This window comes from Exiguobacterium sp. (genome assembly GCF_020832205.1).
GTDB lineage: Bacteria > Bacillota > Bacilli > Exiguobacteriales > Exiguobacteriaceae > Exiguobacterium.
On record NZ_JAFIFD010000046.1, the window covers coordinates 14,397 to 28,014 of the forward strand.

The window sequence follows — 13,618 nt, forward strand, 5'->3', positions numbered from 1 at the left end:
GTCACTGTCCTCCTGTCGCATATGTCATGACTTTTTCCTGCGTCGCCTCGTCTTTCGACAACGTCCCGGTGACGACGCCTTCTCGCATGACGACGATGCGATCACTCATGCCGAGCACTTCTGGTAAATCAGACGAGATCATGATGATGGCGACGCCTGATTCGGCGAGTTCACTCATGATCGTGTAAATTTCTTTCTTGGCGCCGACATCGACCCCACGCGTCGGTTCATCGAGAATGAGGACGTCCGGTTCGACGCCGAGCCATTTCCCAAGGACGACTTTTTGCTGGTTCCCGCCCGAGAGCGACTTCACTTTTTGTTCCATCGAATGATGTTTGACACGTAGCTTTTTCAAGTAACTGTCGGCGAACGTCTCTTCCGCTTGTCTCGAGATAATCGTTCCTTTCGCCCGGCGATCGAGCGTCGGGAGCGACAGGTTTTCCCGGAGCGAGAAGTCGAGCAATAACCCTTCGCCTTTTCGGTCTTCCGTCAAAAAAGCGATTCCGTGACCAATGGCGTCAGCAGGTTTCTTGATTCGCACTTCTTTCCCGTTCAATTTGACGGTTCCGCCTTTGGCTCGATCTGCCCCAAACAAGGCGCGCATCACTTCCGTCCGTCCCGCCCCCATGAGTCCAGAGAACCCGACGATTTCACCGGCCCGGACGTCGAACGATACATTGTGGAACCGGTTACCTATCAATCCGTTCACTTCAAGCACGACGTCACCAATCGTCGCCGTTCGGTCCGGATAACGCTCCCCGATTTCACGGCCGACCATCTCTTTCACAATTTCTTCAAACGACGTCTCAACAATCGGGTGTGTCCCAATTGAAATCCCGTCACGAAGCACGGTAATGCGGTCGCACAGTTCGAAAATTTCTTCCATCCGGTGCGAGATGTATATGATGGAGACCCCTTGGTCACGCAGTGCACGCGATACCGAGAACAGCGCTCGAATCTCACGGTCTGTCAGCGCTGCGGTCGGTTCATCCATGACGATGACTTTTGCGTCCGTCATGAGCGCCTTGGCGATCTCGATCATCTGCTGTTGCCCGACTGACAAGTTTTTCGCAAGTTCATCGACTTCCATGAACACGTTCAGCTCGGCCAAATATTCACGGGCCCGCCGCTTCATCTCTTGTTGTTTGATGACGCCGAACGCCCCTGTCAACTCACGGCCGAGGAACAAGTTCTCAGTGACCGTCAATTCCGGCAAGATATTCAACTCTTGATGGATAAAGGCGATGCCTTCCCGCTCCGCTTCTTTCGGATGCTTGAATTGACGGACCGCCCCGTCGATGACGATTTCTCCTTCATCCTGTGCGTGAAGTCCGGTCATTACTTTCATGAGCGTCGATTTCCCGGCCCCGTTCTCGCCCATTAAGGCATGAATCTCACCAGGTAACAGTTCAAAATCGACACCTTTCAATACACTGACCGGACCGAACGATTTATGGATGCGTTTCAATTCGATATGCATCGAATCCCTCCTTAAAAGATGACGCCGGCGTGCAAGATGACGTTCGCGTATGGTGTTGCCTCTCCGGTTCGGATGACGACTTTCGCCGTTGCGACTTCCCGTTTGAAGTCTTCATGCGAACACGTCTTCACCGTATCGAACCGTTCGGTCAGCACGTTAGCAATCGGTTCATTTTCCGTGAACACCTCGTCGGCGACCGTGATTTGTTCGATGACCATATCCGCCTCGACCGCGTCCAACACGTCGAGAAACGAAGGTTCCCCGAGGCGAAGCGCCAAGTCGACTCGTTCAACCCCGTTTGGGATCGGCAAACCGCAGTCAGCGATGACGACTTTATCGGTATGGCCGAGATCGGCGAATACTTTCGTCAAGTGACTGTTCAAAATACCAAGTTTCTTCATCACACTCGCTCCAATCGTGTCTTGACTTCGTCTCGGGTCGGCATGCCGCCTTGCGCGCCGAACCCTTCCACGCTCATTCCTGAGGCGACGACGGCAAATCGTGCCGCTTCTTCTAATCGCATCCCTTCGACGAGAGCGACCGCCAAGGCTCCGTTGAACGTATCGCCGGCACCGGTCGTATCGACGACATCGGCGCGGATGGCCGGAATGTGCCGAATCGTCTCGCCGTCGAAGAAGCGAATTCCGCGGACTCCTTCGGTCACAATCAATTTGTTCGGATAGCGGCGCAACACGTCTTCGATTGTCACTTCACCGAACAGATCTCGGCACTCGTGCTCGTTCGGTGTTACGTACGTCACGTTTTCGAGCAGTGTTGCCGTGAGCGGTTGCGACGGCGCCGGATTCAACAGGACCGGGATATGGTGTTTCCGGCAGTACGCACTCACTTGCTCGACCGTCTCGAGCGGAATCTCAAGTTGCAACAAGACGAGCGTCTCTTCATCGAGCAAGGCGTCGAGCTCTGAATCGGTGAACTGCACATGCTTATTGGCCGATTGGACGACGACGATCGAGTTATCACCTTCGGCAAGGACGATGTGCGCCGTGCCTGTCACGTCTTCTTCGATCGTCCGCAAATGTTGCGTTAAGACGTTATTCCGATCAAAGTTTTGCCGAATGCTCGTACCGAACGCATCAGAACCGATGCACCCGACCATCTCGACCGTACCGCCGAGTCGCGCTGCGGCCACAGCTTGGTTGGCCCCTTTTCCACCTGGTACTGTTTGAAACGCCTCACCGATGACCGTCTCTCCTGCTTGTGGTCGTTTGTCCGTCGTGACGACCAAATCCATCGAGATGCTTCCAATCACTACAATTCGCTTCATGTGTCCTGCCCCTTCCGTTTCGTCGTCTGCCGCTCCGTCAACGTGACGGGCAATAAAATCTCTTTCGTCTCAATCTCTCTCTTTTCAATCAAATCGAGCAACCGTTCCGTCGCCCGACGCCCCATTTCATAGATGGGCTGTGCGATCGTCGTGAGAGGCGGGGACGTCATTTCGCCGAGCTCGATGCCGTCATAACCGATGACTTGCAAGTCTTCCGGCACACGCACGTTCCGGCGCACCGCTTCCTGCAGCACCGCCGCCGCGATGACGTCGTTGGCAGCGAACACACCATCGAACGGCCAATACGCATCAAACAAGTGTTTTGACGCCGTGACCGCCTCTTTAAACGTAAAACTCGAATGTGTCATCCCGACGAGTCGATCGCCGGCGACGTCCAAAAAGCCATCCGTCCGTCGTTTTACCGTCTGGAGCTGTTCCGGTCCCCCGATCTGGGCGAGCTTTGTCGCGCCACAAGCTAAGAGCGTCTCCGCCGCAAGCCGTCCGCCTTCATACCCGTCCGAGATGACGGCATCGATCCCAGATTTGACGATGCGGTCGAGCGCCACCATCGGCAATTCCAGCTTTTCGTAGTTCGGGTTGTCTGAATGATTCGTCGTGATGATCAAGCCGTCGACATGCATCGTCTGCAGCGCGACCAAGTACGTCTGTTCTTTCGCAAGTTGCTCGTCCGTGTTACAGAGCACGACTTGATAGCCGTGTTGATTGGCCACGTCTTCGATCGCCCGGGCCAACTGTGGAAAGAACGGATTTGTGATATCCGGCATGATCAAGCCGATTAAACCCGATGTTTTTGTAAATAGTGAACGGGCGACCCGGTTCGGGGCATAGTCGAGATCGGCGATGGCCCGCTCGACGGCTTCCCTAGCTTCTGCACTGACATATCCGTTATTGTTCATGACACGGGACACGGTCGCGACAGAAACGTTCGCCCGTTTGGCCACTTGTTTGATTGTCGCCATCTCGCTCCCCCTTTTTGGTAACGCTTACAAACACATCATAATGTGTAACCGGTTACATATCAATGATTTTTTTAAATTTCTTAAAAAAAACCATCTCAACGTCGAGATGGGGCGTGCTCATATTCTTGTTGTGTGATGACATACAGAAGACTTTGAACGGTCCGGCCGTCCAGACGCGTCAGTTGTTGCGATGTCGTGAAAACGTACGTGAAACCCGTTTTCTCGACGACGCGGCGCGACTGGTCGTTGAAATCGAAATGGCCGCACCACACCCGTTCAAGACCGAGATCTTCGAAACTATGGCGAATCACTTCCCGTACCGCTTCCGGGATGTATCCACGCCCCCAATGGTCGGGGCTGAGCACGTAACCGATCTCACGCTGGCGATCATGTTGAATTTCCGGGTCGGGCCGCCGGTCATGCAATCCGAGGCTGCCGATGACTTCGCCGGTCTCTTTCAGCGTGATGGCCCAGACGTCGCCGTCTTGTTGAAAAATACGGATGACATCTTGTGTCTCCTCAACCGATTGATGCGGCGCCCATCCGGCTTTTGGACCGACCCGCTCGTCTTTCGCATAGTAAAACATCTGCTCAGCGTCCTCGAGCTGAAACGCCCGCAATCGGAGCCGGTCTGTATCGAGTTGAATCATGTATCCTTCCTTTCCCTCGTTTCCCTCCGATTCGTTCCGGGAATGAATTCATGAGGAGGGATGACGATGCCGTTTGATTACGACTTAGATTTTGAGACGATTGACTTTCGAAAACAACCCGAACTGTACCGAGTCGGACGAGGGGAACAAGGCGTCCTGCTCGTCGAACCGTACAAGAGTGAGATTTTGCCTCATTGGCGCTTCAAGACACCAGCTATCGCCAAACAGTCGGCAGACGAAATCATGGAGCTGTTTGAAGCTTATCGGAAAAACGATGACTTCGTCGGGATGGACATGGCCCGCAAGTTCATTCAAATGGGTTATACGCGGGCCCGCCGTTACGCCAACTATAAAGGCGGGCGCAAGTATAAAGACGACGGTGACATCCACGAGCGCCAAATCGATGAAGAGAAAGCCGAGTCGGCCCGCATCTTCAAAGAGCGCTGGGATCAAATTCGGGCCGATGATGATTATTTGAGACGAAAAAAAGCCCACCAGAAACAGTATGGTTGATCAATCGGCCATGACGACGAATTCAGTGTCCGCTTTTTGAAACGAGGCGATCGGACGAAAACCGAACTGTTCGTATAAATGAATGGCTCTTAGATTGAACGCGGCCACGGTCAACCGGAGCGGCTTCCCGGCCCGCTTCGCCTCTTTCACCACGATGGCGAAGAAGGTCCGGCCGAGACCTCTCCCGGTATGGTCGGGACGCATACCAAGCCCGATATCCGTTCGTGTCTCGTCGTACACATACGTCTCGTTCGGCACTTGGGCATACGCACCGAGACAAAAAAATCCGATCAGCTCGGTTCCATCGTAAATCCCCTCGTAAGTCATCAGTTCGTCAATCCCGTCGTCAGACGGTGCTTGGTTATACAAATGATAAGGAGCCTCGTACGTCCACGCCTGAATCGCGCGGGCGTCTTCTTCTGTCACATGACGAATCTCCATGCCATCCTCCTTTCCTTCGTCTTTCTCTGTTCGTCCTTTCCGTTTCGAATTCCTGTCTTGCTCCACAAAAAAAGGATGGGTCGCCCCATCCTTACTTCCGCGTCCACGATGCCGTAATCTCGACATCAGCCGCATGCATCAAGTTATGGATCGGGCACCGGGCCTCGACCCCTTTTTGAAGCGCCGCGATGCGTTCATCTGACTCCGTCGTCTCGAGGACTACTTTGATGTGCACTTTCTCAAAATACGTTCGGACCCCTTCGACGCCTTGGAAGCCGCGCGGATCAAGCGTCCCTTCCGTCACGAACGTCACCCCGTCGTAGTCGAAGTTTTGATCTTGGGCGACGTAGGCGATCATAATGGTCGTACAGGATGAGTAAGCCCCAAGTAAGTATTCAAGCGGATTCGGTCCGGCGTCCGTTCCGCCGAGCCGTTCCGGTTCATCGACGATAAACGGTTCTAAGTCACGCACATGCACCGTCGTCTTCACACTTGTCGCTTCTCCTTCAGCACGCATCGTCACTAACGGTTTTTCGCTCATAGCGTCTCCTCCTCCAAAATGATGTCATCCTCCTATTCGTTCCCGTTATTTCGGACCGTGTAACACGTCATCGTAAATCGCATAATCATTTTTCCCTTGTTGTTTGATTTGATACATCGCTTGGTCCGCTTTATGGATGAGCGTATCTAGATCGTTTCCTTGTTCAGGCGATACACTCACCCCGATGCTCGCTCGAATCAAAACGGTCTCACGCCCGAGTCGGAACGGCCGCTCCGTCAACAGCGACTGCAACCGTTCAACGAACGTTACGATGTCATCCGCTTCGACATCCGTCAAATAAATATAAAACTCATCGCCCCCGACACGCGAGGCGAGGCCCGTCTCCGGTGTCGCCGTCTCGAGCAAGACACCGAGATGGACGAGAAAGTCGTCACCGACTTGGTGGCCATACGTGTCGTTGACCCCTTTAAACCCGTCTAGGTCCAGTATGATGAGCGCGAACGTATCCGCCCGCAACAGCGCTTGATCAGCTTGTTCGTAAAAGGCGCGGCGATTGGCTAGTTTCGTCAGCGGATCGTGATAGGCGAAGAAGCGAATCGTCTGCTCGGCTTCTTTGAATGAATGTACGTCCCGGATGAGAATCATCCCGTGAATCTTTTGGTCGATATAGACGAAATCACCATCGATGACGACGTAACGTTCTTGCCCCGTCTTCGTTAAAATTTTCGTCTCAAACTCGAGGAACTTCTTTTGGGCGTGGAAATGTTGGCGATAATGCTCGCACCATTCGTCCCGTTTTTTCTCCGGCAACAAGTCGACGAAGCGCTCATTGACGACTCGCACCGTATGGAACAACATACGCGCGGCCGGGTTGGCGCTCTCGATCCGCCCCGCGTCGTCGACGAGCAAGATGGCGGACGGGTTCAAGTTGTACAGGGTGCTGTATCGTTTTGCGTACGACGCCAAAAAATCGAGCCGGTTCATGGCCACGACGAGCGCGACCGCCCAGACGAGCCCGCCGAACATGTACCCGTACGGCGGCATGACGCCCCGGAACTGGAAGTAGCCGAAGACGACGTCCCAAATCAAGACGACCACCGCCGTCCAAATGAGCATCCGTAACACGCGCTGGTGCTCCGACCGTTCTGCTCGCTTGAGCGCGTAGATGAGCAACAAGATGATCAGAAAATGAAACACGTTCCCGACCGTCATCGTCGTCAAATAGGAGGCGTTGAACTCTGGATAAATCCATAGCCCGACACGATCAAAGCGTTGACTGTTGATGATGTTCTCTTGACGGATGAACGTCAAGGCGACCGGGATGAGCGGCAAATATATCGCATATGGATATATCCATTTTGGCAACCTCGCCCCGACCCCCGTCACTTTGACGATGAAGTGGACGGAGAAGACGAAAATGAGGATTCCGGCGTTGCCGAACCAGTAGGTGACGAAAGCTGGACTTTGTTCGATCGGCGACAAGTGACGTCCGAACTCCGCCATGAACAGCATCGCATAGCCGAATACAAATAGGCTGAGCAGACGATGTTCGACTTGCCTCGGGTTGCGCAGCAACACGTCGAGGGCCAGGTGGCTGAGCAAGAAGGCCGGTACGAGATAAACGGCCATGTATATAAACAGTGCGGTCATGGAGAGACCCCTTTCTCAAACGGATACGTCTTTACTTTCTCTATCGGACGTTTCGTTTCCTTTATCGAGCCAAAGGGCACATTCCAAAAAAAAACGAACGGACCAAAGTCCGTTCGCACGCATCATAATGTGTCTTCGATGGCCGTGTCACCTTTGACCAGGTCGATCGCTTTATTTTTCGCTGCCTCGTTCCCGATGACGTGGGCGAGGAAAGCGGCCACGTCTGCACGTGGAACCTCTCCGGTCGAGACGTCCCCGACCTTCACTTTGCCCGTGCCGGAATCATCCGTCAACGCCCCCGGACGGACGATCGTGTACGTCAGTCCGCTCTCTTCGAGCAAGCGGTCCGCATGATGTTTCGCCACATAGTATGGCTTCATCGAGTCCGGCCACGCCGAGCGGTCTTCAGCCTTCAAGGCGCTCACCATGACGAACTGTTTGACGTTCCCGTCGGCTTTGGCCGCTTCGACACTTTTCGCGGCACCGTCCAAATCGATCAGCAGCGTCTTGTCCGCTCCTGTGTCCCCGCCGGAACCGGCTGCGAATACGACGACGTCCATGCCCGCGATCGCTTGTTTCAACTGAGCGACGTCACCTTCTAAGTCACCTAAAACGGCTTGATAACCTTTCGATGTGAAATCGTCGAGTTGCTCTTGTTTGCGGACCATCGCCGTCACGTCATGCTTGCCTTCCTCATGTAAACGTTCGACGAGCTGTTTCCCAATCTGTCCGTTCGCACCAATTACAAATACGTTCATTTGCCTTCCTCCTCGAATCGAATTCAGAGACACTTGAAACGTCGTGTGGCTTCTGCCACGTCCGGCGCCGAAGCGATGGCCGAGATGATGGCGACCCCGTTGGCCCCGTCACGCCGAATCGAGTCGACGTGTTCAGGCCGGATGCCCCCGATCCCCACGATGGGGAGCTCCCGATACGCCGTCCGCACTTGACGGATGAGCGTCGTCCCGTTCACTTCTCCGGCGTCCTCTTTCGAGTCCGTCGGAAAGACGGGACCGATGCCGACATAGTCCGCGTGCTCAATCGCCGTCGCCGCTTCTTCGAGCGAGTGTACCGAGACACCGAGCCATTTGTCCGCCCCAATCATCTGTCTGACGCGGCGGGCCGACACATCTTCTTGGCCGACATGCACCCCGTCTGCATCGAGCTTCAACGCCAGCTCGACGTCATCGTTCACGATAAACGGGACGCCGTACGTGCGACAAAGTCGAAGCAACCTTTTTGCCACCGCTTCTTTTTCATCTCCATACAGTGCCTCATTTCCTTTTTCGCGAAATTGGAAACATGTCACACCACATTGGAGCGCCGTCTCGACCGTGCGGAAGATATTTTCAGTGTTCGTCGTCCCGCATATGAAGTACAGCCGCAAACGCTCAGCGAGCTCGGCTTGCCGTGATCGTTTCAATCGTCACATCCTCCCCTCTATACATCCCGTACGCCCAATGATTCGTCGGTCCATGTCCCGAACCGATGTGTAAGTCATGGACGATGGCACTTTGAATGAATCGTTTCGCCGTCACTGCCGCGTCGATCAACGCGTGTCCTTTCCCGAGTTCAGCTGTGAGCGCTGCCGAAAACGTACACCCCGTCCCATGCGTATTCGTTGTCGCCACGCGGGGAGCGGACAACACGAACGCCTCTGTCGCAGAGATCACGAGATCTTCAGCACGTTCGCCTTCGAGATGGCCTCCTTTCAAGATGACCGCCTTCGCCCCTAACGACAAGAGGCGTTCCGCTGCCTCGAGACGATCTTGAAACGTACGAATCGTCAATCCCGTCAACACTTCTGCTTCCGGCACGTTCGGTGTGACGACGGTCGCGAGCGGCAATAAGGACGTCTTGAGCGCGTCGACGGCTGTGTCTTGCAGTAGCGACGCCCCGCCTTTGGCGATCATGACCGGGTCGACGACGAGCCGTTTGAACGCATGCCGCTTCACTCCGAGAGCGACGGTCTCAATCCGACTCGCATCGAACAACATCCCCGTCTTGCACGCTTCGATCGAAAAATCGGAACCAATCGCATCAAGTTGTTGCGCGAGCAGTTCTGGTGAGACCGCTTCGACGCCATGGACACCGCGTGTGTTTTGCGCCGTGACCGCCGTCACGACACTCGTTCCAAACACCCCGAGCTCTTGAAACGTCTTTAAATCGGCTTGAATGCCGGCTCCACCGCCTGAATCCGATCCAGCAATCGTCAACACTTGGGGGCGCATCATGATACCACCTCAATTCGATCGCTCGGCAGTTCGATGGCGGTCATCTTTCCAAGTTCGTTCAAGAAGTGGATTGGGAAATCTCCCGACCCGTCGGCACGTGCTGTCGCAAGTTCCCCGCAGCGGGCATATCCGGCGAGCGCCGTCGCCGTCGCGCTCATCGCGTCTGCTTCGACCGCAAGAAACGCACCGACGACCGCACTGAGCAGGCACCCGGTCCCGGTCGTCCGAGTCATCACCTCAGTACCTCCTTTGATTTCAATCGTCACGTCCCCGTCACTGACGACGTCCATCTCTCCGGTCACAGCGACGACACAGCGATACCGTTTGGCCGCCTCGCGTGCGACATATGTCACGTCATGCAAGACTTCTCCTGCGTCGACACCACGGGCGTGACTCGTCTGGTCAATCAGTGTCGCAATCTCACCGGCGTTCCCACGAATGACCGTCACCTGCACCTGTTCAAGGATGGCGGTCGCCACTTGACGTCGAAATGCCGTCGCACCGACACCGACCGGGTCGAAGACGACAGGGCGTCCTGCAGTGTTCGCCGCTTGTCCGGCCCGAATCATCGTCGCTTCGGTCGTCGCATCGAGCGTGCCGATGTTCAACACGAGCGCGTCACTCACTGTCGCCATTTCCGCTACTTCCTCGATGGCTGATGCCATGACCGGGGACGCGCCGACGGCGAGCAGACCGTTCGCCGAAAAGTTCGCGACGACGATGTTTGTGATGTTATGGATGAGCGGCCGCTCGTCTCGGACTTTATCCCATAGGTCGCGCTTCATCGGCTCACCTCCACCGGTACGTCCCACGTCTCGAGCGTCCACGCCATCTGCCAAAACGCCACTTCGTAGTAACAGCTCTTTAAGAACGATTGACGGTACCGTTTGCGTTCGGCTTCCGTCGCCTGTTCGGCCAACAGATTGAGGCGTTCAATCTGTTCTTCGACGAGTTCGCGGAACCATTCCGATCCGTACGTCGCAATCCAAGCCGTATAAATCGGATGATTCGGCTTCGCACCTTTCAACCGTTCCCCAATCTCGTAGTACACCCAGTAGCATGGCAGAATCGCCGCGAGTACGTCGCCGAGCGTCGGTCCGGCTTGCTGCATGTGCATCGCATACGCGTATGCGGTCGGCGCCGGCTCGAACTGTCGGCGCTCCTCTTCGGTCACGTCAAGCATCGTGAAGAACTCCCGATGCAAGGCGTGTTCCGCCTCGATCGTGTGCAGTGCGTGCGTCAAAAAGCGGCTCGACAGTTCCATGTCTGATGCAACGATCGCGCCTCTCGCTTGTACTTTTGAAAACTGGTTCAAATAATACGAGTCTTGCATCACGTAATGTCGGAATTTCGCTTCATCGAGTGTCCCGTCACCGAGCGATTGGACGAACGGGTGGTCAAAACTCGCTTGGAATAAGGCATCCGCCTCTTGTCGGATTTGTTGTGTGAACGTCATTTCCGTCTCCCCCTTTTTGTATGAAAAAAGACGCCGCCTCCCATAACGGAAGCGGCGTCGGACATACACAGAGTGTGAGACAAGTCGTTTCGCCCACTTCCCTCCGCTAGCGTGAACTAGATCAGGTTCAAAGGGTCTGGACCATGTCCATCTCAGCCGCGTCACGCGACTCCCCTAGTGGCAAACATTATGAAATTCGGTCGTCTTCGGACACATCATACCAATAACAAATAAAAATTCAAACCTTTTTATCTAGATTTCATTCGTTTGAGTAACGTTGGGCAGGGAACAGTTTCAGTGAAATCTCAAATGATAGGAGCGATCAACATGAACACCATCTTACTGACGCTTGCCGTCTTATTCGTCGGACTGAACATATATACCTTCTTTCGACAAAAGACGTATCGGCAGACCGCCTTTGACGGGCGTCTCTTCAGCCATCTGTTCGTCAGCTTGTCAGGCGTGATGCTTGGATTCGCCGCCATCTACTATGCGCTTTCTTTGGACGGTATCATTCTCGTCACGTCGCTCGAATCGATGACCCCCGTCGAACCGTCCTGGCAGAACCTCATCTATTTTAGCGGTGTCACGCTCTTGTCGATCGGTTTCGGAGACTTGTTGCCAGTCGGCCCGGCCCGTCTGTTCGCGCTCGTCGAGGCTGCCATCGGCATCTTGCTCCCGACAGCATTTTTCGTAAAGTCCGTATACAAAAAAGAAGAAGACTGACAGGCAGTCTTCTAGCGTCCGGTAATGAGTAAATACATGTTAAATGCGACGAGGCCGAGCGGAAACAAAGCCACGACGATGATTGGCCACTTCTTCGTCCGGATGCCGACAAATAACAGTAAACTCCCTACTAGGAGCGCGATGAACGTCGTATACGGATTCAAGCGTCATTCCCCCTTCTATACAAGGGGGTTTCCCGACTCGGCTAAAACTTAATCGTTTGACTGCCAAAGCGTCGAAAAGCCGTCACGAATTTGATCGGCTTGTTCGTGTTTGTCGGGAAAGCGAGCCTGGTGCGCCACGCGGCGACTGACGTCTTGAAACTGTCGAACCGCCGCTTCAAACGCTCTCTCGAGCGCCGATGGGTCTGGGATCGTATACGTTTGCAAATAACCGGCCCAGTCATCGGTCGAGACGTAGTCTTTTAACCGATCGCCTGCTTTTCCTACGTTCACTGAAAAGTCCGTGGCAAACCCGACGTCCCACATCAACATTTGTCGAAGCATCGTCCGCATAATTCCCAAGTGATCGAGCGCATACAACATCTGCCCGCGCCGAAGCCCTTTCACGACGTAGAGCGACACCCACCAAAACTCGTTCCAACACTGGTCATACGCCCACCGTGTCGGACGGCGAATCCAATATGACTCATCTGTCGGAACCGGTGTCCCGGCCAGTCCGTCCCGATCGAGCAAGACGAGGCTGAGGGAATCTTCGGCGATCGCATCCCCCACCTCATGAAGCGGACGGACGGTCAAGTCGATGCGATGCCCGTCCTCATATTGGACGAGGAAAGCGAACCGGTCATAGACGAGACGTCCGGGTACTTCGTCGGGCGTTTGCATGATGAGCACCTTTCCGAAACGCCTTATCCATGAGCGGTCTTGCAAAAAGATCGATACGTCTCTCACGAAGCAAGTGACGTCGACGTCTTGATACGCGTCGGCCTCCACGTTCGGATTGACGAGCGATCCGTTCAAGACGAGGACGCGGACGTTGTCATCCGCTTTTGACAGCTCGCACAACTGCTCGATCACGGCTTCCTGGTTCATACGACAATTGCCCCGAGCGAGCGCGCCACTTGAACGGCCTGCATGACGTCTAGTTTCGTTTTCTTGAGCGTGACGTCCGAGAAATCAACCCCGTCCATCTGCGCACCACAAAAATCGGCAGCGGTGCAGTCGGCATGTTGTAAGATAGCGCGCGACATCACGGCGTTCGTCCATGTCGACTCGCTCAAGTCGGCACCGTATAAGTCCCCTTCGATGAGACGGACGTTCGACCAGTCCATTTTCCGGAGCGGGACGTGACGCAAGTTCACGAACGACCAGTCCCCTCCTTGAACGGTTACTCCTTCGAACGTACAGCTTTCAAACGACGTACCTGTCATTTTGCATTGATCGAACTCGCTTAAAAATAAGTTCGCCCCGTTGAACTGACAGTTCAAGAACGAGCTGCCGCGATGGCGGGATGCGTTCCACTTCGAATCAGTGAAGTCGCAGTCGATGAAACGGCATTGCTCCGTCTCGAACTCGGTCGCATCGATATACGTGAATCGGCAGTTCTCGAACGTCGTATGGGTAAGAAAGACGTCACGGAGCGTCTCGTCACGAAAATCTTCCCCTTCATATGTAGCGTGTGATTGAAACATGAGGCGCCTCCTTAGCGTATACTAGAAAATAGTAAAAGAATGGGAGTGAT

General features: G+C 54.6%; 18 protein-coding genes and 1 riboswitch. Of the genes, 2 read left to right on the forward strand and 16 right to left on the reverse strand.

The genetic code is table 11. The features are described from left to right. Position 1: 1 nt before the first annotated feature. The 5 genes from JJU47_RS12190 to JJU47_RS12210 form a co-directional block, all read right to left on the reverse strand. Positions 2-1,480, reverse strand: coding sequence for a sugar ABC transporter ATP-binding protein (locus JJU47_RS12190; RefSeq protein WP_228619844.1), 1,479 nt, complete (start codon positions 1,478-1,480; stop codon positions 2-4). An 11-nt stretch (positions 1,481-1,491) separates the two neighbouring features. After that, the gene (gene rbsD, locus JJU47_RS12195; protein WP_228619846.1) at positions 1,492-1,881 is read right to left on the reverse strand and encodes a D-ribose pyranase; all 390 of its coding nucleotides are present in this window, start codon (positions 1,879-1,881) and stop codon (positions 1,492-1,494) included. Then, positions 1,881-2,765 (reverse strand): ribokinase, encoded by an 885-nt coding sequence (gene rbsK, locus JJU47_RS12200; RefSeq protein ID WP_228619848.1) that lies wholly within the window; start codon positions 2,763-2,765, stop codon positions 1,881-1,883. The genes rbsD and rbsK overlap by 1 nt, the downstream gene beginning before the upstream one ends. After that, positions 2,762-3,745, reverse strand: a complete 984-nt coding sequence (locus JJU47_RS12205) for a LacI family DNA-binding transcriptional regulator (protein WP_228619850.1) — start codon at positions 3,743-3,745, stop codon at positions 2,762-2,764. The genes rbsK and JJU47_RS12205 overlap by 4 nt, the downstream gene beginning before the upstream one ends. A 95-nt stretch (positions 3,746-3,840) precedes the next feature. Then, positions 3,841-4,395 carry a GNAT family N-acetyltransferase gene (locus tag JJU47_RS12210; RefSeq protein ID WP_228619852.1) on the reverse strand — a complete coding sequence of 185 codons (555 nt, stop codon included), beginning with the start codon at positions 4,393-4,395 and terminating at the stop codon, positions 3,841-3,843. A 66-nt stretch (positions 4,396-4,461) separates the two neighbouring features. Between JJU47_RS12210 and JJU47_RS12215 the strand changes: the two genes are divergently transcribed. Further along, positions 4,462-4,908, forward strand: coding sequence for a DUF4385 domain-containing protein (locus JJU47_RS12215; RefSeq protein WP_228619855.1), 447 nt, complete (start codon positions 4,462-4,464; stop codon positions 4,906-4,908). On the opposite strand, the gene JJU47_RS12220 is transcribed toward JJU47_RS12215, so the two are convergent. The 8 genes from JJU47_RS12220 to tenA all read right to left on the reverse strand — a co-directional run bounded on the left by JJU47_RS12220 (position 4,909) and on the right by tenA (position 11,191). Beyond that, positions 4,909-5,349: a GNAT family N-acetyltransferase gene (locus JJU47_RS12220; protein ID WP_228619857.1), complete on the reverse strand. Its 441-nt coding sequence runs from the start codon at positions 5,347-5,349 to the stop codon at positions 4,909-4,911. Positions 5,350-5,440: 91 nt separating this feature from the next. After that, complete coding sequence (locus JJU47_RS12225; RefSeq protein ID WP_228619859.1) at positions 5,441-5,890, reverse strand: OsmC family protein; 450 nt, start codon at positions 5,888-5,890, stop codon at positions 5,441-5,443. A gap of 45 nt (positions 5,891-5,935) precedes the next feature. Then, on the reverse strand, positions 5,936-7,501 hold the full coding sequence (locus tag JJU47_RS12230; protein ID WP_228619862.1) for a diguanylate cyclase domain-containing protein: 1,566 nt from the start codon (positions 7,499-7,501) through the stop codon (positions 5,936-5,938). Positions 7,502-7,623: 122 nt separating this feature from the next. Continuing rightward, on the reverse strand, positions 7,624-8,259 hold the full coding sequence (locus JJU47_RS12235) for an SDR family oxidoreductase (RefSeq protein ID WP_228619865.1): 636 nt from the start codon (positions 8,257-8,259) through the stop codon (positions 7,624-7,626). Positions 8,260-8,282: 23 nt separating this feature from the next. Then, positions 8,283-8,924, reverse strand: coding sequence for a thiamine phosphate synthase (gene thiE, locus JJU47_RS12240; RefSeq protein WP_024371267.1), 642 nt, complete (start codon positions 8,922-8,924; stop codon positions 8,283-8,285). Continuing rightward, entirely contained in the window at positions 8,893-9,732 is an 840-nt protein-coding gene (gene thiD, locus JJU47_RS12245) for a bifunctional hydroxymethylpyrimidine kinase/phosphomethylpyrimidine kinase (RefSeq protein ID WP_228620007.1), read from the reverse strand. Before thiD ends, thiE begins: the two co-directional genes overlap by 32 nt. Beyond that, a complete protein-coding gene (gene thiM, locus JJU47_RS12250) occupies positions 9,732-10,520 on the reverse strand; it encodes a hydroxyethylthiazole kinase (protein WP_228619867.1) in 789 nt (262 codons plus the stop codon). Before thiM ends, thiD begins: the two co-directional genes overlap by 1 nt. After that, entirely contained in the window at positions 10,517-11,191 is a 675-nt protein-coding gene (gene tenA, locus JJU47_RS12255; RefSeq protein WP_228619870.1) for a thiaminase II, read from the reverse strand. Before tenA ends, thiM begins: the two co-directional genes overlap by 4 nt. 81 nt (positions 11,192-11,272) lie before the next feature. After that, positions 11,273-11,377, reverse strand: a riboswitch (TPP riboswitch). 141 nt (positions 11,378-11,518) lie between these two features. Between tenA and JJU47_RS12260 the strand changes: the two genes are divergently transcribed. Then, complete coding sequence (locus JJU47_RS12260) at positions 11,519-11,917, forward strand: potassium channel family protein (protein ID WP_228619872.1); 399 nt, start codon at positions 11,519-11,521, stop codon at positions 11,915-11,917. Positions 11,918-11,928: 11 nt separating this feature from the next. Here JJU47_RS12260 and JJU47_RS12265 read toward each other — a convergent pair whose 3' ends face one another. The 3 genes from JJU47_RS12265 to JJU47_RS12275 are packed head-to-tail and all read right to left on the reverse strand — an operon-like array spanning position 11,929 to position 13,568. Continuing rightward, a complete protein-coding gene (locus JJU47_RS12265; protein ID WP_034807783.1) occupies positions 11,929-12,081 on the reverse strand; it encodes a hypothetical protein in 153 nt (50 codons plus the stop codon). A 48-nt stretch (positions 12,082-12,129) separates the two neighbouring features. Continuing rightward, entirely contained in the window at positions 12,130-12,969 is an 840-nt protein-coding gene (locus JJU47_RS12270) for an aminoglycoside 6-adenylyltransferase (RefSeq protein ID WP_228619874.1), read from the reverse strand. Beyond that, positions 12,966-13,568, reverse strand: a complete 603-nt coding sequence (locus JJU47_RS12275) for a pentapeptide repeat-containing protein (protein ID WP_228619876.1) — start codon at positions 13,566-13,568, stop codon at positions 12,966-12,968. Before JJU47_RS12275 ends, JJU47_RS12270 begins: the two co-directional genes overlap by 4 nt. Positions 13,569-13,618: the final 50 nt, after the last annotated feature.

Excerpts from the sequence above, each read along its gene's own strand:
- JJU47_RS12190 (WP_228619844.1), bottom strand. The coding sequence starts at position 1,480 with ATGCATATCGAATTGAAACGCATCCATAAATCGTTCGGTCCGGTCAGT.
- rbsD (WP_228619846.1), bottom strand. The coding sequence starts at position 1,881 with ATGAAGAAACTTGGTATTTTGAACAGTCACTTGACGAAAGTATTCGCC.
- rbsK (WP_228619848.1), bottom strand. The coding sequence starts at position 2,765 with ATGAAGCGAATTGTAGTGATTGGAAGCATCTCGATGGATTTGGTCGTC.
- JJU47_RS12205 (WP_228619850.1), bottom strand. The coding sequence starts at position 3,745 with ATGGCGACAATCAAACAAGTGGCCAAACGGGCGAACGTTTCTGTCGCG.
- JJU47_RS12210 (WP_228619852.1), bottom strand. The coding sequence starts at position 4,395 with ATGATTCAACTCGATACAGACCGGCTCCGATTGCGGGCGTTTCAGCTC.
- JJU47_RS12215 (WP_228619855.1), top strand. The coding sequence starts at position 4,462 with ATGCCGTTTGATTACGACTTAGATTTTGAGACGATTGACTTTCGAAAA.
- JJU47_RS12220 (WP_228619857.1), bottom strand. The coding sequence starts at position 5,349 with ATGGAGATTCGTCATGTGACAGAAGAAGACGCCCGCGCGATTCAGGCG.
- JJU47_RS12225 (WP_228619859.1), bottom strand. The coding sequence starts at position 5,890 with ATGAGCGAAAAACCGTTAGTGACGATGCGTGCTGAAGGAGAAGCGACA.
- JJU47_RS12230 (WP_228619862.1), bottom strand. The coding sequence starts at position 7,501 with ATGACCGCACTGTTTATATACATGGCCGTTTATCTCGTACCGGCCTTC.
- JJU47_RS12235 (WP_228619865.1), bottom strand. The coding sequence starts at position 8,259 with ATGAACGTATTTGTAATTGGTGCGAACGGACAGATTGGGAAACAGCTC.
- thiD (WP_228620007.1), bottom strand. The coding sequence starts at position 9,732 with ATGCGCCCCCAAGTGTTGACGATTGCTGGATCGGATTCAGGCGGTGGA.
- thiM (WP_228619867.1), bottom strand. The coding sequence starts at position 10,520 with ATGAAGCGCGACCTATGGGATAAAGTCCGAGACGAGCGGCCGCTCATC.
- tenA (WP_228619870.1), bottom strand. The coding sequence starts at position 11,191 with ATGACGTTCACACAACAAATCCGACAAGAGGCGGATGCCTTATTCCAA.
- JJU47_RS12260 (WP_228619872.1), top strand. The coding sequence starts at position 11,519 with ATGAACACCATCTTACTGACGCTTGCCGTCTTATTCGTCGGACTGAAC.
- JJU47_RS12270 (WP_228619874.1), bottom strand. The coding sequence starts at position 12,969 with ATGAACCAGGAAGCCGTGATCGAGCAGTTGTGCGAGCTGTCAAAAGCG.
- JJU47_RS12275 (WP_228619876.1), bottom strand. The coding sequence starts at position 13,568 with ATGTTTCAATCACACGCTACATATGAAGGGGAAGATTTTCGTGACGAG.